This is a genomic window from Geobacillus sp. JS12, assembly GCF_001592395.1.
In the GTDB taxonomy this organism is placed as follows: domain Bacteria; phylum Bacillota; class Bacilli; order Bacillales; family Anoxybacillaceae; genus Geobacillus; species Geobacillus zalihae.
In genome coordinates, this window is the sequence record NZ_CP014749.1 from 3,571,827 (window position 1) to 3,591,363 (window position 19,537).

Here is a 19,537-nt window from a genome sequence, read left to right on the forward strand (position 1 = left end):
TATTTATAATATTATTTAAGTTGTGTGTTGTACAACAAAAATAATCAGCTGGCATAGGAGGGATTGGGTTGATTGAAAAGCTTGTAGAAACGGTGAACGGGTGGCTATGGAGTCCTTTCTTGATTGGTTTCATTGTCTGTTGCGGTTTGTATTTTAGCATTCGCACCCGTTTCCTGCAAATCCGCCACGTGAAAGAGATGGTCCGGCTTGTGACGACGGGGAAAAGCTCTGAGGCCGGGGTGTCTTCTTTCCAGGCGTTGACGATGTCGTTGTCCGGCCGCATCGGCGTCGGGAACGTGGCCGGGACGGCGACGGGGATTGCGTACGGGGGGCCGGGCGCGGTCTTTTGGATGTGGGTGATCACCTTTATCGGAGCGGCGACGGCGTATGTCGAGTCGACGCTGGCGCAAATTTATAAAGAGGAACAAGACGGACAATACCGCGGCGGTCCGGCGTTCTACATTGAAAAAGGCCTTGGCTGGAAATGGTTTGCGGTGGTGATTGCCGGGGCGATTATTCTCTCGATGGCGGTGCTGATGCCGGGAATTCAAGCAAACTCGATTGCCGACAGCTTTTCGAATGCGTTTGGCATTCCGAAATTGGTGACGGGAATTTTCGTGATTGCCGTTCTTGGCTTTACGATTTTTGGCGGAGTGAAGCGGATCGCGAAAACGGCGGAAATTGTCGTGCCGTTTATGGCAGTTGGCTATTTGTTGGTCGCGATTGCCATTATTGCGGTGAATATTGAGAAAGTCCCGGATGTGTTTGGTTTGATTTTCAAAAGCGCGTTTGGCGCTGATCAAGTGTTTGGCGGCATTCTTGGTTCGGCGGTGATGTGGGGGGTCAAACGCGGCCTTTATGCGAATGAAGCGGGGCAAGGGACGGGCGCCCACCCGGCAGCGGCGGCGGAAGTGTCCCACCCGGCCAAGCAGGGGCTTGTGCAGGCGTTTTCGATTTATTTGGACGTGTTCTTGGTCGTGACGGCGACGGCGCTGATGATTTTGTTTACAGGTCAATACAATGTGATCAATGAAAAAACGGGAGAGACGATTGTCGAGCATTTGAAAGGGGTGGAACCGGGCGCAGGGTATACGCAGGCGGCGGTGGACACGCTCTTCCCGGGATTCGGGTCGGCCTTTATTGCGATCGCTCTGTTCTTCTTCGCGTTTACGACGATGTACGCGTATTACTATATTGCCGAGACGAACCTCGCCTATTTGGTGCGCAGTGAAAAGAGGGGAACGGCCTTCTTTGCCTTGAAGCTCATCTTTTTGGCGGCCACGTTCTATGGAACGGTCAAAACGGCGACGACGGCGTGGGCGATGGGCGACATCGGGCTTGGCATCATGGTGTGGCTCAACTTGATTGCGATCTTGTTGTTGTTTAAACCGGCCTATATGGCCTTGAAAGATTACGAAGAACAGCTGAAGCAAGGGAAAGATCCGGAGTTCAACGCGTCGAAATACGGAATCAAGAACGCGAAATTCTGGGAAAATGGATATAAGAGATGGGAAGAAAAGAAAGAGGAGGCATTGTAACAGGTTGATTGGTTGGAGTCGACGGTGTCCCGGATGCAGCGGGACACCCTTTTTTCATCATCATCTATATGGATTAAGGAACACTTTCGTTAGACATTCTCTAGGATGGGCATCCTCGAACCATCTTGACCCCCGTCAACTACCCAACGGCTAAAGCCGTGGGCTTGCAACTAGCCTAATTGGCTGCCGCGTTCGGCTGGTTGACAGCAGCCCTGCGGATGTTTTCCGCAGCCACGTTGTCGGCAGGGGCAGCGTACCCACAAGCTCGACAACAAAACTGATCCCTTGACGGTCTGTTTTCTTTGGCCACATGTCCGCAAACCGGACAGGTGCGGGAAGTATTTTTTGGATGAACCAATACCACCGGCACGCCAGCGATCGCCGCTTTATACTCAATAAACTTTCTCAACTGATAAAAAGACCAAGAAGAGTGTTGACGACGCTGTTGCTTTTTAACCGTTTTCTCGGTGCGTTGGCGGATGCCCTTTAAATCTTCAAGGGCAATGCCGCATCCGAGTGCCTTTGCCTTTTCAACAATCTTCTTGCTAATGCAGTGGTTCACATCACGGGCAAATAGTTTTTCCTTCTTGGAACGCTTTTTAAGCAGGCGTTTCGCTGACTTGGTGCCTTTCTTTTGGAGTTTGGCGCGAAGTTTCTTTGGATTCGTCCACTGATCGTGTACAATACATAAAGGGTGACAACATCGTTCATCTCGGAAGGAGGAAAGCCATTGACAGACAGCGGAAAACAATCGTTCATTACGGACATTCATCAGTTGGATAAAAAAGGAGCGGGACAAGCGGTCGTTTGGCAGGAAGAAGAAGGGAGGAGAAAAAAGCTCAAACTCACTGTTCCGTCCACGCTTCCTGGTGAAAAGGTGCGGGTTTTGATCGATTGGCCGAAACGCCGGAGGGCCCATGCCCGAGTGGAAGAAGTGATCGAGCGGCATCCAGAGCGGCTCGATCCGCCGTGTCCGCACTTTGACCGCTGCGGCGGCTGTGTCTGGCAGCACTGGCGCTATGAGGGACAGCTGCGGCATAAGACCGAACAGGTGAAGGCGCTGCTTGCCCAGCACGGATTTGATCCGGACGTTGTGCGCGAGACGATCGGGATGGAACATCCGTGGCATTACCGCAATAAAATGGAGTTTACGTTCTCTCCTGAGGGCCTGCTTGGACTGCACGAGCAAGGGAATTTCCGGCAAGTGATTTCGTTGGAGACATGTCTCATTGCCGGCGAGAAGATCGTCAAAGCCGCTATGGAAGTGGCGCGTTGGGCGCGCGATCATCAGCTGCCTGGGTATCACAAAGACACCCATGAAGGGCTGCTTCGCCACGTCATGGTGCGCGAGTCGTTTGCGACAGGAGAGGTGATGGTGGCGCTCTTTGCGACCGAGGCGCCGGAAGGGGAGTTGAAAGAAGCGGCGGCTGATTTGACGGAGCGGATCACGAAGGCGCTCCCGGACGTGAAAAGTTTGCTTTGGCTGGAGAATCGGGCGTGGGCCGACCGCACCCAGGCGGAACGAACGCACGTGCTGGCTGGACGGGATTTCATTTACGATGAATTGTGCGGGTTCCGCTACCGTCTTTGGTTTGATACGTTTTTCCAAACGAACCCGGTGCAGGCGGCCAAATTGGTTGAACTGGCGTTGGAGATGGGCGAGCCCAAGCCCCATGAGAAAATGATCGATCTCTTTTGCGGAGTCGGCACGTTTTCCTTGCCGTTCGCCAAGCGGGTGAAAGCGTTGGCGGGCATTGAAATTGTGGAAACGTCGATCGAGTCGGCGAAACGAAACGCGAAAGACAACGGCGTTGACAATACGTACTTTTTGGCGCGGGATGCGCGGCGCGGGATTGATGACGTGTTGGAGCAGTTCGGGCGGCCGGAGCTGCTGCTTTTGGATCCTCCACGTTCTGGCGCAGGCGGAAAAGTGATGCGCAAAATCGGCCGGGCGCAACCAAAGCGGGTGGTGTATGTCTCCTGCAATCCGGAGACGTTTGTGGCTGATATTGCGGAGCTAGCCCCGTTCGGCTATGTGTTGAAAACTGTCCAACCGGTGGACATGTTTCCGCATACGGCGCATGTCGAGTGCTGTGCGTTGCTTGTCAAATCATCATAAATCAGGAAAAGCCCGTTCCCCCAAGTGAGAGGGAAACGGGCTTTATACAAGAAGGGTTTCAGTTGCCACCCGCTCGTTTTGCATGAAATTCAGCTTCGATGATGACGGCGGTTTTTTCTTTGCGTCTCTTCGCATATTCCGCTGTTGCGGTGAAAAGAACATCGGAAGAGGAGTTCAGGGCCGTTTCACATGAATCTTGCAACACGCCAATGATAAAACCAACCCCTACTACTTGCATGGCAATATCATTTGGGATGCCAAACAAACTGCATGCCAACGGGATAAGGAGAAGCGAGCCGCCCGCGACGCCGGATGCCCCTGCAGCGGCGATGGTGGAAAGAATGCTAAGAATCAGCGCTGTACCTAGATCGACTTCAATCCCCAATGTGTGAACCGCAGCAAGCGTCAACACGGAAATCGTAACGGCGGCGCCAGCCATATTAATCGTTGCACCGAGAGGGATCGAGACCGAATACGTATCTTTGTTTAATCCGAGTTTTTCAGCCAAATTCATATTCACCGGAATGTTTGCGGCCGAGCTGCGCGTAAAGAAGGCGGTCATTCCGCTTTCCCGAATGCATCTCCACACGAGCGGGTACGGATTTTGGCGAATGTTCACAAAGACAATCAGCGGATTCATGACGAATGCCACGAAAAACATCGTCCCAAGAAGAACGGCCAATAACTTTCCGTATTCGATGAAAGCGGAAAGCCCGTTGGTGACCATCGCGTCAAAAACAAGCCCCATGATTCCGATGGGTGCCAAATTGATGACCCATGTGACAATGTTTGAAATGGCGTCAGAAAAACTGGCGATGACGTTTTTGACCGTCTCCGGCGCAGGTCTTAATGCGATGCCAAGCAACACCGCCCAAGTCAGGATACCGATATAATTCGCATTGATCAGTGCATGAATAGGGTTATCAACAATATTAAGCAACAATGACTGAAGTACCTCTGTTATGCCGCTAGGGGGAGAGATATCTTTCATCCCTTCAGCTAAAGATAAATGAACCGGAAAGATGAAGCTGGCCACGACGGCGGTAAGACCGGCTAAGAACGTGCTGGCCCCGTATAGGACAAGAATGTGTTGGATATTTGTTTTTTGGCCGCTTTGATGGCGGGAAATGGCGGAGACCACGAGAAAGAACACCAATACGGGTGCGACGGCCTTTAGAGCGCTGACAAACAAGGAACCAAAAATGGACACCCATTTTGTTGATTCCGGGACGGCCATGGCGAGGACAATCCCGATGATGATACCGACAAGGATACGTCTGACAAGGCTAAGCTGATTCCACCTTACAATGAGTTGCTTCATAACGTTCCTCCTGACACTCATGGATGATCAAGAATGAAATTCACCGTACATGCACAAGTGTTTTCTAGTGGTGAACAAACACTATTTTAGCATGAATATTAGTGATTAACGAATAGATTGTTATATTAGAATAGTTTGAATTATCCAAACGTAGCATTGCCTTTTGCGCTTATGGCAAGGTCGAAAAAGAAGCCAGCCGCGATGGGGCTGACATCGGTTGCAAAGCAAAAAGCTCACTGAATCCTAGCCGTATGAATCAAAATAAACAAAAGGAGTGTGTGGTGCAATTTGAAATTGTAGTAATGTGGTTTTTGCAGAACAGTTGGGTCGACTGCAGGGAAGATAGACAAGCTTTTCACTGCATCCGTATAGCACATAGTACAAAAGGGCCGAGTGGCCCCTTCGTTTTTTGCCCCTTTTAGCTCAGCTATACCGGCTAATTGCATTCGCCAACCGTTGCGCCAATGAAGCGACATCGCTCGGCCCATAGGTGAACCGGACAAGCGTTTCGTCCATATCAAGCGCCTCGGAAAGCAATCCAGCAAACCCGCGCGCTTTGCGGTCAATCTCTAAAATGGCTTCAACCCCATGCTCGGAGACAAAGAAAATGGCCTCCAGTTCGTCAAGTCGGCCTTTAAACGGTCCGCTTGCCGGCTTGAATTCAAACTCTTGGACAAACGGCAGCCGCCGTTGCCAATAGCGCGGCGCTTGTTCGCATTGCACATGGCGAAGGCGGAAACCTAATTGGCGGGCCGCCTCGAGAAACGCGGCGACAAGCGGGTGCGGCTCGATGGTGAGATAGTCGCGGTCTTGCGGGTCGAGCGCCATTTTAATGTCAAGGCCGGTTTGCAGCCATACCCGCGAAGAACCGAGCGTGACCGGTACGTCGTACGGCAAGGCGAATTGAAACGGGATCGTTTTCGTTTCGTTCGGCGCGATCGTCAGCGGGCCGCTCACTTTGTAGCGCGCCAGCACGGCTTTTTCTTCAAATTTCTTATCATCGATTTCGCGGATGTACGTTGTGACTAATGCCAAATAAATTTCATCAATGTGCTGTTCGACGCTGCCGCCGCGAATGTCGACAACCCCTTCGACGGTTTCGCCTTGGACATATTGCGCTTTGGCGAGCTTCGTATCAACAGTGGCGGCACCGATGCCGATGGAGCTTAATAGTTTTTTGAACAACACGTTCTCCCCCTTGTCAGCGATTTCAGTTGAGAATACGGAGCACCTGGTGAAAAGGTTCTGCTCTTCTTTAAAGTAACATAACGCCTAAAGGGGTTCCACTGTTTTGGAAAGCGAGACGGTTTTTGCTAAAATGGCGTATATGGATGAGAAGGGCGGGTTATGAATGAAACGGGTCGTTCACGTTGTCGGGGCAGCCATCTTCAATGAACAGGGGGATGTGTTATGCGCGTTGCGTGCGCCAAATATGTCGCTTCCAAACGTGTGGGAGTTTCCCGGCGGCAAAGTGGAAGAGGGGGAGCGGCCCGAAGACGCTTTAGTTCGGGAAATTCGCGAGGAGCTTGGCTGCACCATTTCGGTCGGTGAGTTGTTGGCTGATGTGTTCCATGAGTATGAACACGCCATCGTGCATTTGCGGACGTATGAAGCCCGCTTAGTCGATGGGGAGCCGCGGGCGCGGGAGCATGCTGAGCTTCGGTGGGTGCCGCTTCAAGCATTGCGCTCGCTTGAGTGGGCGCCGGCGGACATTCCGACTGTTGAGGCATTGTTGGTCGAGGGGGGCGCAGAAGGGCGTTTTGGATGTTCTGGTGAGACCGAGATCTATCGCCGATTGAGGTGAAGAAAGCCTGGTTGCGGCCGTTTGCCATGTGGCCGCACCAGGCTCTTTTTGTGTCAGCATGTTAGCGGATGTCAAGTGGGTCGACTGCTTTACCCGTCACGGTGCACGTTTCGGCTAGGGAGAGGTCGGCGGCGGCGTCTTCCGCCGTCACAAGGCCGCACTCGTTTGGGTTTTCGATTAGGCGGCAAAAGTCGAGAAAGCGCGCTTGGGCGATCGCTTCGTACCAACCGTGGCGGTTTGAGAGCGCAACGGTGCGCTCGTATGGGCGGCGCGGGGCGGCTGGCGATGCAACAGGCGGCGCCAGGCGGCCGGCGGCGCGCTGCATTTGTTCGATAGCGTCGGCGGATGGCTGTTTCGGGATGGCGTCAAGCAAGGCGTCAATATATGCCGCTTCATCGGCCGAGACGAGGCCGGAGACGGACAGCTGCGTTGGAATCCAGCCGTCAAGCACGATGCGCCCGCGTGCCGTATGAATGTCCCAATGTGTCGACTCAGGAGCGTCCGGGTTCATCGTAAAGCCGTGGTAATAGTGAACCGGGACGGGCCGGCCGTTGTTTTCATGAATCACCGTGGCGCCGACGCGCGGCTGCGTGCCGTCCTGTTCCCGCAAAGCGAATCCTTGTGCCTTGACGGCTTCGCCGAACCAGTGGCGGCCGACTTCGAAAAAGTGGACGCCATGCTCAATGAAAATGCCTCCGCTTCGCCGCTCGTCCCAAAACCAATGGCCTTCCGCGACGCGGTGAGCCGCGTTGTGAAGGCTTGCGTAGTCCACTGGGCCAAGAAGCGCGCGGTGGATGAGTTGCTTGACGGCTTCTGCGAGCGGATGGTAGCGCAAGACGAGATTGACCGCCAACGCCCGGTTTTGGCGGGCGGCGAGCTGGATGTTCGCCCGCAGCGCCTCGGCGGTGAGGCCGCCTGGCTTTTCAAGGAGCACATGTTTTCCTTCCTCAAGCGCCCGCTCGGCAAGCGGGGCGTGCAAATGCGGCGGGGTGGTGAGAATGACGATGTCAACGTGCGGGTCAACGATCAATTCTTCAGCTTCGCGGTATTCGCGCACGTCGCCCGCCTGCGGCTGACGGCGGCGATAGGCGTCGATGACGCGCTGGCGTTTTTCGTCCGTCCGCCCGGCGACAGCGGCGAGATGGAAGGAAGGAAGCGGGGCGAGCGCGCCGGCGAGAAATTCAGCGAATGCGCCGGCGCCGGCAATGCCAACATGGTAACGGAAAGATGATGAAGAAATCATGGCGTATTCTCCTCCTCCCTCACATATATATAGCATTAACGATACTCATTATACCGCAAAGAAAAAGAAGAACGAGAAAATGAAAGTTTTGAAATTGGCAAGCATCAATCATTCCTCATCGACACCATCCGACAATTATTTTGCTTGCATAGAAGGAGGAATATTATGTATATTATTATTAGCAACCATTGCAGCCGAGTGCTAGCAATCTATGAATCACTTTCATTTTTTCGTTCATCCATCAAGAATCGTGTCTAGTTTTGTGAAAAAAATCGTATGGAGGGATGACGAAATGAAAGCATTGTTGCTGGCAGGAGGATTAGGTACGCGTCTTCGTCCATTGACCGAAAACATCCCCAAACCGATGGCCCCGATTGCGAACCGGCCATGGCTTGAGCACCTCATCATTCATCTTCGCGACCAAGGAGTTAACGAATTTGTCATCGCTGCCCATCACTGCTCTCACGTGATCCGCCGTTATTTCGGCGACGGAAAACGTTTCAATGTGAACATTACATACGCGCTTGAGCCGTCTCCGCTCGGAACGGCCGGGGCGATTAAAAATGCCGAACGTTTTCTGAATGAACGTTTTCTTGTGTTTAACGCCGACATCGTGCACTTGCCGCAATTGATTCCCCTGCTTGATTTCCACCGCCAACACGGCGGGCTTGCGACCATCGTCTTAACGGAGGTTGACGATCCTTCTTCCTATGGGGTCGTAGAACAAGACGACAGCGGGCGAATTTTGCGCTTTATCGAAAAGCCGCGCCGCGAAGAAGCGCCATCGAACCGGATCAACGCCGGCATGTATATTTTGGAGCCAGAGGTGATGCGCTATATCCCGGCGGAGCGGGAAGTGTCGATCGAGCGTGAAACGTTCCCGCTTCTTATCGAGAAGAATGTCGGTGTCTATGGCACCGTCAGCGACGGATATTGGCGTGATATGGGGACGCCGGCACGATACCGCCAAGTGCATTGGGATGCGTTGTGCCGGGAGTTTCCGATTCCGCTCAAAGGACGTGAAATTCAGCCGGGCGTGTTTGTCGGTGAAAACGTGGAGATTGGGTCTGGCGTCTTGTTTGTGCCGCCTGTGCTCATCGGCGACCATGTGAAAATCGGTCCGCAGGCCGTCATTGGCCCGAATGCGGTCATCGGCGACCACTGCCAAATTGGCGCCCGCGTCCATTGCGCGCAGACCATCGTTTGGGACCGCTCTGTCATTCGTGACCGCAGCCGTTTGCAAAACAGCATTTTCGGCTATCGGACGGTGACGCCGGCGGGAGAAGTGTTCGAAGATTCGATTATTAATCAGTTCAAGGAGGCGGTGCAAGCATGATTCGAATTGCCTACGTCAGCACGTACCCGCCGCGGCGGTGCGGGCTGGCGACGTTTACGGAACATTTGCGCCAAAGCATTGACGGCGTCCGGGGCCCGTCTGATGGCGACCGCGTCATCGTTTTGTATAACGAAAGCGACGGCGATGACGCCTACCGTCACAACCCGGCGTATTGGCCGCTTCCGGCGCAAAACCGCGCCGCTTATGCCGAGATGGCCAAACGGGTGAATGAGAGCGACATCGATGTTGTCGTCCTGCAGCATGAATTTGGCATTTTCGGCGGCGAGGCGGGCGAATACATTCTCGATTTCATCGCGGCGCTCGAAAAGCCGCTCGTGACGACGTTCCATACGGTGTTTGCCGAACCGCCGTTGCCGTACCGCCCGATTCAAGGGAAAATCGCGGCAGCAAGCGATGCGATCATCGTCATGAACCGGCAGGCGATTCCGTATTTGGTCAAAGCGTTTGGCTTGCCGGAAGAAAAAATTGTCTACATTCCGCACGGTGCTCCAGGCCCAAGCAGCGAAAATCGCGATTCGCTTCGCCGCCGCCTCGGATTCAGCGGCCGCAAAGTGATGTTGACGTTCGGGCTTCTAAGCCGCGGCAAAGGGATTGAATCGGTCTTGGCCGCATTGCCGGGCGTCGTGCGCAAGGTGCCGGAAGCGCTGTATGTCATTGCCGGACAGACGCACCCAGAAGTGAAAAAGCGGGAAGGGGAGGCGTATCGCGATGAGCTGAAAGCGTTGATTCATCGGCTCGGGCTCGATGGCCATGTTCGCATGGAGGACCGGTATTTCAGCGAGGAAGAGCTGATTGATTATTTGACGGCATGCGACTTGTACGTCACCCCGTACCCGGGCATGCAGCAAATTACAAGCGGCACGCTTGCCTATGCGGTCGGCGTCGGCCGTCCGGTCGTTTCGACGCCGTATGAGCATGCGCGCGATTTGTTGCAAGGTTGTGAAGAGCTGTTGTTGCCGTATGGCGATACGACCGCCTGGGAAGAGCGGATCGGGCAGCTGTTGGCCGACGAGGCGGCGCTGAAGCGATGGGAGGAAAAGGTGCGCCAAATCGGGGCAAACACGCATTGGCCGCGCGTCGGCGAACAGCATGTCGCCTTGTTTGCGCGCATGTGCGCCGCGAAACGTGGGGAGGTGAAGACCATTGGCACCGTCAGTCATTAAGTTCGACCATCTCGAGCGCATGACTGACGACACCGGGTTGCTTGAGCATAGTCTCGGCCGCATTCCGCGGCGGCGCGAAGGGTATTCGACCGATGACAACGCCCGCGCCATATGGGCGTGCCTCGAGTGGCTGGCGTTGCTCGACGATCAAGAAACGAAGGAGCGGCTGTATCGCCTGCTTGACCGATATTTGGCCTTTTTGCTTTGGGCGCAAAACGATGATGGCACGTTCCATAACAACTTTTTCTTTGACCGGACAAAAGAAGAGGAAACGCCGTCAGACGACTGCTTCGGGCGGTCGTTTTGGGCGGCGGCGTTGGCTTACGTTCGCCTCAGCGATCCGGCGCGGCGCGAGGCGGCAGCAGATATGTTGCGGCGGGCCATGCCGGCGGCTTGGGAGCTTCGTTCGCTGCGCGGCGTCGCCTGGGGGGTGGCCACTTGCGGCGTCTTATTGACAGAAGGACGCCCGCTTGGCGTCGATCAAGAGGAAGTGGCAGCTTTGGCTGCACGGCTTGAAGAGCGGCTGCTTGCGGCGTATTGGGAGCATGCTGGCGACGATTGGCATTGGTATGAGCCGGAGTTGACGTACGCCAACGGGGTGCTGCCGTGGGCGCTTTGGACGGCATATCGGCGCGCGCCGCGGGATGAGGTGAAGGAAGTGGCGGAAAAAAGCCTTGCTTTCCTTATTGAAAAAATGAGCGGACCGGGAGGTGTCATCCGTCCGGTCGGCAACCGCGGCTGGTGCAGCCGCCGCTACCGCGCCGATTGGGATCAACAGCCGCTTGATGTGATGAAGCTCGCTTTGGCGGCGCGCGAAGCGTATTGGGCAACGGACGACGAGCGTTATCGCGGCGTCGTCCGCCGCTGCCTCGCTTGGTTTTACGGACAAAACGACGGCAACGCGCCGCTTGCGGACCCAAGCGACGGCAGTTGCTGCGACGGGCTTGGCCCGAACGGCCCGAACCCGAATCGGGGGGCGGAGTCAACATTGTCGTACTTGTTAACAGCAGCAATCGCTCAATCGATTTCGGTGGAGGTGGTTGTCGATGAATCCATCAACAACGAAACCGTTCGCATGGCCGGCACACGTGTTTAAAGAATACGACATCCGCGGACGAGCCGGAGAGGAGCTCGATGAGTCGTTCGCGTATTGGCTCGGACGGGCCTTTGCCGACATGATGCAAAAGGAAGGCGAGAAGAGGGCGGTTGTCGGTCATGACAATCGTCTGTCATCGCCTGGCTTGCATCGGGCGCTCAAAGATGGGCTGCTCGATGGCGGCTGCGATGTCGTCGATATTGGGCTTTCGACGACGCCGATGTTTTACTACAGCTTATACTACACGAACATTCCATGCGGCATGATCATCACCGCCAGCCATAACCCAGGGGATGAGAACGGATTTAAAATCGCCATGGGAAAAACGACAATTTATGGCGAGCGCATCCAAGCGCTGCGGCAGGCGATGGAGCGGCTCAGCCAGGAACAGCCGCGTCCTGAAACAGCGCGCGGGCGCGAGGAAACGCTTGACCTTGCTCCGGCCTATATCAAGATGTTGAAGGAGAAAATTAAGCTCGGTCCGCGCAAGCTGAAGGTCGTCGTCGACTGCGGCAACGGCACCCCATCGATCATTGCGCCACAAGTGCTCAAAGAATGGGGGTGCGATGTCGTCCCGCTTTACTGTGAATCCGATCCGACGTTTCCGAACCATCATCCGGACCCGGTCGTGCCGGAGAACTTAACGGACTTGATTGAGATGGTGCGCAAGGAGCAGGCTGATCTTGGCATCGCGTTTGACGGCGACGGCGACCGGATCGGGGTTGTGGATGAAACGGGTGCGATCCGTTGGGGCGACCAACTGATGGTGCTGTTCTGGCGCGAGATTCTTAAGCGTCATCCGGGAGCCGACGCGCCCGTCGAAGTGAAATGTTCGCAAGCGCTTGTTGAGGAAATTGAGCGGCTCGGCGGGAAACCGTTCTTCCATCGCACCGGCCATTCGCACGTCAAAGCGACGTTGCGCCGTCGTCCGGAGATCCCGTTTGCCGGTGAAATGTCTGGTCATTTGTTCTTCAATGATGAGTTTTACGGCTATGACGATGCGCTGTACGCCGCTGGGCGCCTGCTTCGATTACTGTCGCACGATGAGCGCCCGCTGTCCGAGTGGTTTGCCGATGTGCCGCGGTACGCGGCGACGCCGGAGACGCGAGTTGCTTGCCCGGAAGAGAAAAAACCAGCTGCCATTGCCAGAGTAAAAGAGAAATTTGCCGGCCGTTTCCCTGTTGTCGATGTGGATGGCGCCCGCATCCAGTTCCCAGACGGCTGGGGGTTGGTGCGGCCGTCGAACACGCAGCCGATTCTTGTGTTGCGTGCAGAAGCCAAGACGGAGGCTGCATTGGCGGAGATTAAGCGGCAACTGGCTGATTGCCTCGCCACCCTTGAATTGCGCATTGACTGGTGACGCCTTTTCTCCGAATGGTCTGCGCTTGTCGCCCTCTGTCCGTTTCAAAAGATTTGTTCCGGCGTGGGTCGTCCGTAGGGCTCCCACGCCGGTTTATTTTTGTTGTGAGGGGGCTCATGCTTGATTTCTTGCAAATGGTTTGTCCATAATAGATAAGGATAAAAATGTATTGTAGGAGAGTTGAAGGCGTGGTGATCCGTGAATCGTTGCAATATATTCAAGATGCATACGCGGCATTGACGGAGTTGAGCATGCTGATCGTCGATGATCACGGCGCTCCCGTGACGAAAGTATCGAATATGACCGAGCTGGCGGAGTTCGTTTTGTTTGCCGCTAAAAGGGAAGCGCCATCGTTTTTCTGCCCGCAGGAACTTGTCATGGACGGATGGCAGCGTCCATCGGTCGTGCCGGTCGGGCGTTTTGGCATGAAGAGCATCGTCGCTCCCGTGTTTGTCGATGAGAAGGCGGAATATTGGATTTGGGCGGGCGTGTTTATTGAGGAAGAAACGAAATGGCTCATTTGCGAACAACCGCTGATGGACACTGGAGAATGGATGCCAGCGATCGAACAGGTGGCGGCGTTGCCGGCGCGGGCGGTCGAAGCGAAGTTAAAAGATATAGAAAAGATGGCGGTCATATGCGGGGAATTAATCAGCGGCGAGCGCCGCAAGCAACAATGCTGTGAATACGGAAAACGGCTCGAAGCAGTGGTTGCGGACAGCTCCGCCCTAGCGGACGTGGACAAGCTGCTTTTTGAGTTGCGGGCGTTCGATGAACGCGTCGATATGGCGTTGTATATCGCCAAATGTCCGCAAGGATGGATGGTGGCGGCGGCAAGCGGGGAAAAGGCCGGAAAGCTGCGCGGCAAGATGATCGATGCGTTGTTTCCGCCGCTTTCGTCTTCGGAGCCGCCGCTTCGTTCGGTTTACGTTCAAGATGCCGCTTTGGATCCACGCTTTTCCTTTTTTGTTCGCCATGGCATCCGTCCGAAAGCGATGATTGCGTATCCGGCGACGTACGGGAAAGCAGTGGAAGGATGGATCATGATCGGCAGCGAGGCGTCCTCTTCACTGCCGGCGGCGCTTCGTTCGGTCGGTTCCGCCCTCGTTCAACATTGGCTGCTCCTGGCTAAATGTACAGAGGTTGATATGAAAATGGACCGCCACTTGATGCGCCTGTCGATGTTGATGGAAATTGGACGGGCCATGCGTGTGGTGCAGAACGAGGAAGAAATCATCCGGATCATGGCCGAATTCGCCGCGGAGCTCGCTTACGGCGATTTCGTCTGCGTGGTATGGTCTAGCGATGGCCAAACAGCCGTTGTCCACGAAGGAGCGATGGACGTAGAAATGGCCGTTCGTTATCGGGATGATGTCTGCCGCCGCTATGGCTGCCACGGCGAAAAGGCGAAAGGCGAGGTGCCGGCGCTGCTTGATGTTGAAGGCAAATCGGTGATGGAAGTGCCGTTTTTCGTCGGCGATGGCCGCTATGGCGTTCTCGCCGTTCATATAAAGAAAGAAAGGGAAGCGAAAGAGGCGGAAGTGTATATGACGGCGTTGGCCGCGATTGGTGCGATGATGATCAGCGGCAAGGCTCACGGTGGGAATGATGGGACGGTCAATATCGACATGTTGTCCAAGCAGTTGACGGCCCGGGAGATGGATGTATTGGAGCTGCTCATTCAAGGCTGCAGTAACCGGGAAATTTCGGAACGGCTGTTCATTAGCGTCCATACCGTGAAAAATCATATTACAAACATTTTTCAAAAAATTGGCGTCAACGATCGGTCACAGTTGATCGCCCTTGTGTATCAACTAAACCACCGCCGGCAGCGCCGTTAAGGGGGACATCATTGGACGATGGGTGCCATGATGTCTTTTTTTTTTGGATGTAGGAAATTGGAATGAGCCCCATTTTGTATTATAATGAATTGTAGTAAATAAGAACTATTTTTCGATAGATGGAACAATAAAGGAGAAAAATAGCATTCGAATCCGTTTTCCCCAGCGCTGGAACGTGCGATAGTGGAAAAGCTGCCATGTTGCTTTGGCCGGCGCATAAGCATAACAAAGATAGGGGAAATGCCGATGAAGCCCAGGGCCATGATCCGAACGATGGCAATCATGAAAACGGCGGACATTTTAAAAGCGATGGACATTACCGAGGAACTGGCGAAGAGAATGGGGTTTTTGCCGCGTGATTGCCTTTTTCTTCGGCTCGCGACCGAGGAAGCGTGCACGAATGCGTATGAATATTGTCAAAAAACGAGAAAACTGCCATTTAGGATATTTTGGAAAATGGAAGCGAGACAGTTTATGATCATTGTCAAACAGCGAGGAGGATGCTTCTCCGTAGCCCAAACCGATGTCGTCAACACAGGGCCGCGCGGCAGAGGGCTGCAGCTGATCACCCATATTGTCGACGATGTATACGTGAAGCGAGCGGGAAACAACGTCTTGTTTTGCATGTGCAAATGCAAAAAATGAGTGACCATTGGAGGAAGCAAGATGAGGATGAGACAAGGGGCAATTTGCGCGCTGACATGGGCAGAAGATATTACCTTAAACAACGTCGAATCGTTCCGTCAAGCGCTGGAAAGGCTGCTGGACAAACAGGCGGATCAATTGATCGTCAACATGGAGGGGGTCAACTACATAAACAGCGCCGGACTCGGTGTCATCGCTGACAGCGTCATGGAGGCGAGAGCCCGACAAAAAGAGTTGGTCATTGCCGGAGTGGAAGGGTCGCTTGCAGAAATTTTCCATATTGTCAAATTTTCTTCGTTTATCAAACTATTTGCCACAGAGAAGGAAGCCATGGATTATTTCAGTGGAGAATGACGTTCTATGGTGGATGGGTTTTGGGAACATGTTCAACGTTATGACCACCTCGCGTGGCGGGAGCTGCTTCTCGGCTTGGAAAAAATGAATGTATTCGTTGGGCCGGGCGATTATGTGTATTGGCTCGCAGCGCCGGAACAAAGGCGGCTCTTGTTCATTTCGTCATCATGCGAGCAGCTGTACGGCCTGCCTCCGGACGACTTTTACCGCGATCAAGACATATGGGCAAAAGTGTCCTACCCAGATGACCGCGCCAAGGCGGAAAGAAAATGGTCGCTCCTTTCGGAAGCGGATGCGGGCGCCCAGACGTATCGCATTATCAATCAGCGGGATGGCTCCGTCCGTTGGGTGCTTGAACAGACGTTTCCTGTGCTTGGCCAATTCGGGGAAGTGAGGCTTGTCAGCGGGATTGTCGCTGATCTGACAGAAGCAAAGCGAAACGAGAATGAACGACAGCTCGCTGAACAAGTGTACAAAGCGATGGAACAGGCGATGCTCGTCACCGATGGCCAGTTTGTCGTTCAGTTTGTCAATCCGGCGTTCACAAAAATCACTGGTCATGATGTAGAGATTGTCGGTCAGCCGTTGCATACGCTTTACGCGGGTTATTACGAGGCCTGGCTTTATGAGGTGATTCAAGCGAGCACTGGGGAAAGTGGAGAATGGAGGGGGTGGGTGCGCTGGCGGCGGAAAAACGGTTCGGTCTATGTCAGGCAGACGACGGTGCGGGCTGTGCCCGGCCATGATGGAGAAATCGCGTTTTACTTGTTTTTATTTGCCGGTCCAACTTACGAGAACCTATACATCGCAGCGATGAAAGATGACTTGCGGCTGGCCCGCGAGGTGCAAAAGCGCGTGTTGAGCAAGCCGTTGTCGGCCAAAGGAATCCAGATTGCCGGAACGTACATCCCATCGCGGGAGCTGGGTGGCGATATGTACGCCTGGTATCCGATCGACAAACAGCGGTACGGCATTTTTTTAATGGATGTGATGGGTCATGGGGCAGCGGCTTCGCTCATTTGCATGTCGGTCCGCTCGCTCTTAAACGGCGTCATCCGCAAAGGGATCGTTCCGACGGAAGTGTTTCGCGAGTTGAACCGCCATATGCGCCAGTTGTACCATGAAAACGGGCGGATGACGTATTATTTCACCGCCGTATATGTTCTGGTGGATGTCAAGGAACGGATGATTGAATATGCATCAGCCGGCCATCCGCCGGGGTTTTTGTTCCAACCGGATGGAACGGTGGCGGAGTTGGACCGCGGCTGCGCGCCGATCGGGCTGCTTCCGCGCCTTTTTGTCGACAGCGGCCGGTTGCGCTACGAGCCGGGGGCGACGCTTGTGTTGTATTCCGACGGGGCGATCGAAGGGGAAACGGGTTCCGTCCGGCAAAAGATTGAAGCGTTCCGCGATGCGCTGGCGCCGCATATTTTATTGGACGAGCAAGTGCTTTTGGACCATCTGCGCCGCCATTTTGCGCAAAAAGGGCCGCTTCCAGACGATTTTTCGGCTGTGGTGGCGAAGCTGGGCTAAAGAAATTGCTGCAAGAAGATCGATTCCATCATCTTGAGCGTGTGTAGCAGGGACCACCGCATCGAAGCAAAAAATCGATGTGATGTCGAAAAAACCGATTTTCTTTTATACGCCATTTACGGTAAAATGAAGACAATTATACTGTTAATGGAGAATACAATATAGAAAAGGCAACAGGAGGGAAGGCATATGGCGGTGACAAATCCGGCTGGATTTTGGAAGCGGCTGTTGGCTAACTTGTTGGATGCGATTGTCGTCGGTATTCCGATTTCGATCATCGGCTATTTCATCACTGGCAGTTGGGAAACGAACTGGTTTACGTCATTAGCGAACATCCTTTACGCGTTAATCGTTCCGGCTGTTTGGTACGGATATACGGTCGGCAAGCGGATGCTTGGCATCCGGATTGCGAAAGTCAACGGCGGAAAAGTCGGCATCGGCACGATGTTTTTGCGCTCGTTCGTTGGCGGACTCGTATACTTTATCACGTTCGGCATTGGTCTCATCATTAGTGCGATTATGGTCGCTGCAAGAGAAGACAAACGCTCCATTCACGATTTTATCGCTGGAACGTATGTGACAACGGAAAAACCGGCGGTGTAAAGCGGAAAACAACAGGTGGTGCCCCAATCGAACGGGGCGCCTTTTTTTATTTTCTTCACCGATTAGAAGCGAGCAAAAGCATGATGTTTTTGAGCGGGTCCTTGTTAGATCAGAAAACTTTGCAACCACCCCTATTCATGATTAGGGCTAGGAAGGAAAATGAACGTTCATTCACGAATCTATTTATGTGGTAAAGAAATAAGAAAGGTGTTTGCATCATGGCAAAAGGAGGAGAGCGTTTTGTCATTAGCAAGTTATATCATCCGCACCATGTTCATCGTCATCCCTGGCACAGCGGCGATCGGCATGGCCACATGCCTGGTCAACGGCATTCGCGGGGCGGCATTTTGGTGGACGCTTGTTGCTACGGTGCTGTTTGGCGCGATGCTCGGTTTCGTTTCGGCAACGCTCAACTATCGACGGTTTGTTGCCCCGATTGCCGTTATTAACGAACATTTAGGCAAGATGACAGGCGGAGATTTGACGGCGCGCATACCGCTTGATCGCGTGCAGCAGCTGCGGCCGATTGCGGCGTCGTTAAACGATATGGCAAACGCTTGGCAAAGTGTGATGGGGCAAATCCAACATCATGCCGAAGAAGTAGCGCAATATTCTCAGCAGCTTGCCGCCGTCGCCGAACAGACGACGAAAGCGACAGAGCAAATTGCGACAACGATGGAAACGCTTGCGGCAAGTGCGGAGGAGCAGGCCGATGCTGTCCGCACCACCGCCGCGTCCGTGCATGATATTTCCCAAACATTGAGCGACGTCGCTTTCCATACGAAAGAAGTGGCGCACCGGGCTGAGAAAACATCGGCGAAAGCAGAGGACGGCAAGCAGTCCATCGGACAAATGTCCGAGCAAATGCAGTTCATTTACGATCATGTGCAAACGCTCGGCCAGGTGGTGAAAGGGCTTGGGGAGCGTTCCAACGAGATTGGACAGATTACGGAAGCGATCACTGGCATTGCGTCGCAGACGAATTTGTTGGCGCTCAATGCGGCGATCGAAGCGGCGCGCGCCGGCGAGCAAGGGAAAGGGTTTGCGGTTGTCGCGGATGAAGTGCGGAAGCTCGCAGAACAATCCGCGCGCTCAGCGCATCAAATTTCTGAGCTGATCGGTTACATTCAAGAAGAAACGAAGCGGGCGGTTGCGTCTGCCGAACAGGTGATCTCCGAAGTGGCGAAAGGATTGAACGTGGCGGAGGCATGCGGCCAATCATTTGCCCATATTCGGGAGGAGGTCGGCCAAGTGAGCAAACAAATTGGACAAGTATCGTCCGCCATCGAGCAAATGACGGAGCATGCCCGCCAAGTGAACGACGCACTCCAACAGATGACCAATATTGTCGAACAGTCAGCGTCCGGTGCGGCCAACGTATCGGCAGCGACGCAGGAACAAATGGCTTCCGTCGAGGAAATCGCCTCTTCGTCGACATCGCTCGGTCAGATGGCGGACGAGATGCGGGCCATGCTGAAGAAATTTTCTGTGTGAGTGAGGAAAAGGACGCTTTCTTCGAGAAAGAGGGGCTTTCAAACGACGTGTGGGAGTCAACGTTTG

The 19,537-nt window shown here is 54.1% G+C and carries 16 protein-coding genes and 1 pseudogene; 13 read left to right on the forward strand and 4 right to left on the reverse strand.

Annotation, left to right across the window (positions count from 1 at the left end; translation table 11 throughout):
- The first annotated feature begins 68 nt into the window (after positions 1-68).
- Positions 69-1,538: an alanine/glycine:cation symporter family protein gene (locus A0V43_RS17575; protein ID WP_063193683.1), complete on the forward strand. Its 1,470-nt coding sequence runs from the start codon at positions 69-71 to the stop codon at positions 1,536-1,538.
- A 175-nt stretch (positions 1,539-1,713) separates the two neighbouring features.
- On the opposite strand, the pseudogene A0V43_RS17580 reads toward A0V43_RS17575, so the two are convergent.
- Positions 1,714-2,193, reverse strand: a pseudogene (locus tag A0V43_RS17580) (RNA-guided endonuclease TnpB family protein); the annotation flags it as partial.
- Positions 2,194-2,268: 75 nt separating this feature from the next.
- On the opposite strand from A0V43_RS17580, the gene rlmD reads away from it, so the two are divergent.
- Positions 2,269-3,657 carry a 23S rRNA (uracil(1939)-C(5))-methyltransferase RlmD gene (gene rlmD / locus A0V43_RS17585; protein WP_063193684.1) on the forward strand — a complete coding sequence of 463 codons (1,389 nt, stop codon included), beginning with the start codon at positions 2,269-2,271 and terminating at the stop codon, positions 3,655-3,657.
- A gap of 58 nt (positions 3,658-3,715) precedes the next feature.
- On the opposite strand, the gene sstT is transcribed toward rlmD, so the two are convergent.
- Both sstT and A0V43_RS17595 read right to left on the reverse strand, forming a co-directional pair.
- A complete protein-coding gene (gene sstT, locus A0V43_RS17590; protein ID WP_063193685.1) occupies positions 3,716-4,978 on the reverse strand; it encodes a serine/threonine transporter SstT in 1,263 nt (420 codons plus the stop codon).
- A gap of 423 nt (positions 4,979-5,401) precedes the next feature.
- Positions 5,402-6,166, reverse strand: coding sequence for a sporulation protein (locus A0V43_RS17595; protein WP_020754998.1), 765 nt, complete (start codon positions 6,164-6,166; stop codon positions 5,402-5,404).
- A gap of 163 nt (positions 6,167-6,329) precedes the next feature.
- On the opposite strand from A0V43_RS17595, the gene A0V43_RS17600 reads away from it, so the two are divergent.
- Positions 6,330-6,782, forward strand: coding sequence for a (deoxy)nucleoside triphosphate pyrophosphohydrolase (locus A0V43_RS17600; protein WP_128578064.1), 453 nt, complete (start codon positions 6,330-6,332; stop codon positions 6,780-6,782).
- A 61-nt stretch (positions 6,783-6,843) separates the two neighbouring features.
- Here the strand turns inward: A0V43_RS17600 and A0V43_RS17605 are convergent, their stop codons facing one another.
- Entirely contained in the window at positions 6,844-8,025 is a 1,182-nt protein-coding gene (locus A0V43_RS17605; RefSeq protein WP_063193686.1) for a Gfo/Idh/MocA family protein, read from the reverse strand.
- A gap of 292 nt (positions 8,026-8,317) precedes the next feature.
- Here A0V43_RS17605 and A0V43_RS17610 point away from each other — a divergent pair, with 292 nt between their 5' ends.
- From A0V43_RS17610 to A0V43_RS17655, 10 genes are all read left to right on the forward strand, one after another.
- The gene (locus A0V43_RS17610) at positions 8,318-9,361 is read left to right on the forward strand and encodes a nucleotidyltransferase family protein (protein WP_063193687.1); all 1,044 of its coding nucleotides are present in this window, start codon (positions 8,318-8,320) and stop codon (positions 9,359-9,361) included.
- The gene (locus A0V43_RS17615; protein WP_063193688.1) at positions 9,358-10,545 is read left to right on the forward strand and encodes a glycosyltransferase family 4 protein; all 1,188 of its coding nucleotides are present in this window, start codon (positions 9,358-9,360) and stop codon (positions 10,543-10,545) included. The genes A0V43_RS17610 and A0V43_RS17615 overlap by 4 nt, the downstream gene beginning before the upstream one ends.
- The gene (locus A0V43_RS17620; RefSeq protein WP_063193689.1) at positions 10,526-11,641 is read left to right on the forward strand and encodes a hypothetical protein; all 1,116 of its coding nucleotides are present in this window, start codon (positions 10,526-10,528) and stop codon (positions 11,639-11,641) included. Before A0V43_RS17615 ends, A0V43_RS17620 begins: the two co-directional genes overlap by 20 nt.
- A complete protein-coding gene (locus A0V43_RS17625; RefSeq protein ID WP_063193690.1) occupies positions 11,592-13,001 on the forward strand; it encodes a phosphomannomutase/phosphoglucomutase in 1,410 nt (469 codons plus the stop codon). The genes A0V43_RS17620 and A0V43_RS17625 overlap by 50 nt, the downstream gene beginning before the upstream one ends.
- A gap of 188 nt (positions 13,002-13,189) precedes the next feature.
- Complete coding sequence (locus A0V43_RS17630; RefSeq protein WP_063193691.1) at positions 13,190-14,842, forward strand: helix-turn-helix transcriptional regulator; 1,653 nt, start codon at positions 13,190-13,192, stop codon at positions 14,840-14,842.
- 246 nt (positions 14,843-15,088) lie between these two features.
- Positions 15,089-15,487 (forward strand): ATP-binding protein, encoded by a 399-nt coding sequence (locus A0V43_RS17635; RefSeq protein WP_063193692.1) that lies wholly within the window; start codon positions 15,089-15,091, stop codon positions 15,485-15,487.
- A gap of 21 nt (positions 15,488-15,508) precedes the next feature.
- Complete coding sequence (locus A0V43_RS17640) at positions 15,509-15,841, forward strand: STAS domain-containing protein (protein ID WP_033005556.1); 333 nt, start codon at positions 15,509-15,511, stop codon at positions 15,839-15,841.
- A 6-nt stretch (positions 15,842-15,847) separates the two neighbouring features.
- A complete protein-coding gene (locus tag A0V43_RS17645) occupies positions 15,848-17,374 on the forward strand; it encodes a PP2C family protein-serine/threonine phosphatase (protein ID WP_063193693.1) in 1,527 nt (508 codons plus the stop codon).
- A 189-nt stretch (positions 17,375-17,563) separates the two neighbouring features.
- Entirely contained in the window at positions 17,564-17,977 is a 414-nt protein-coding gene (locus A0V43_RS17650; protein WP_015373893.1) for an RDD family protein, read from the forward strand.
- Positions 17,978-18,217: 240 nt separating this feature from the next.
- Positions 18,218-19,471 carry a methyl-accepting chemotaxis protein gene (locus A0V43_RS17655; protein WP_063193694.1) on the forward strand — a complete coding sequence of 418 codons (1,254 nt, stop codon included), beginning with the start codon at positions 18,218-18,220 and terminating at the stop codon, positions 19,469-19,471.
- Positions 19,472-19,537 lie beyond the last annotated feature (66 nt).

Excerpts from the sequence above, each read along its gene's own strand:
- A0V43_RS17640 (WP_033005556.1), top strand. The coding sequence starts at position 15,509 with ATGAGGATGAGACAAGGGGCAATTTGCGCGCTGACATGGGCAGAAGAT.
- A0V43_RS17650 (WP_015373893.1), top strand. The coding sequence starts at position 17,564 with ATGGCGGTGACAAATCCGGCTGGATTTTGGAAGCGGCTGTTGGCTAAC.
- A0V43_RS17605 (WP_063193686.1), bottom strand. The coding sequence starts at position 8,025 with ATGATTTCTTCATCATCTTTCCGTTACCATGTTGGCATTGCCGGCGCC.
- A0V43_RS17635 (WP_063193692.1), top strand. The coding sequence starts at position 15,089 with ATGAAGCCCAGGGCCATGATCCGAACGATGGCAATCATGAAAACGGCG.
- A0V43_RS17645 (WP_063193693.1), top strand. The coding sequence starts at position 15,848 with ATGGTGGATGGGTTTTGGGAACATGTTCAACGTTATGACCACCTCGCG.
- A0V43_RS17625 (WP_063193690.1), top strand. The coding sequence starts at position 11,592 with ATGAATCCATCAACAACGAAACCGTTCGCATGGCCGGCACACGTGTTT.
- sstT (WP_063193685.1), bottom strand. The coding sequence starts at position 4,978 with ATGAAGCAACTCATTGTAAGGTGGAATCAGCTTAGCCTTGTCAGACGT.
- A0V43_RS17600 (WP_128578064.1), top strand. The coding sequence starts at position 6,330 with ATGAAACGGGTCGTTCACGTTGTCGGGGCAGCCATCTTCAATGAACAG.
- A0V43_RS17615 (WP_063193688.1), top strand. The coding sequence starts at position 9,358 with ATGATTCGAATTGCCTACGTCAGCACGTACCCGCCGCGGCGGTGCGGG.
- A0V43_RS17610 (WP_063193687.1), top strand. The coding sequence starts at position 8,318 with ATGAAAGCATTGTTGCTGGCAGGAGGATTAGGTACGCGTCTTCGTCCA.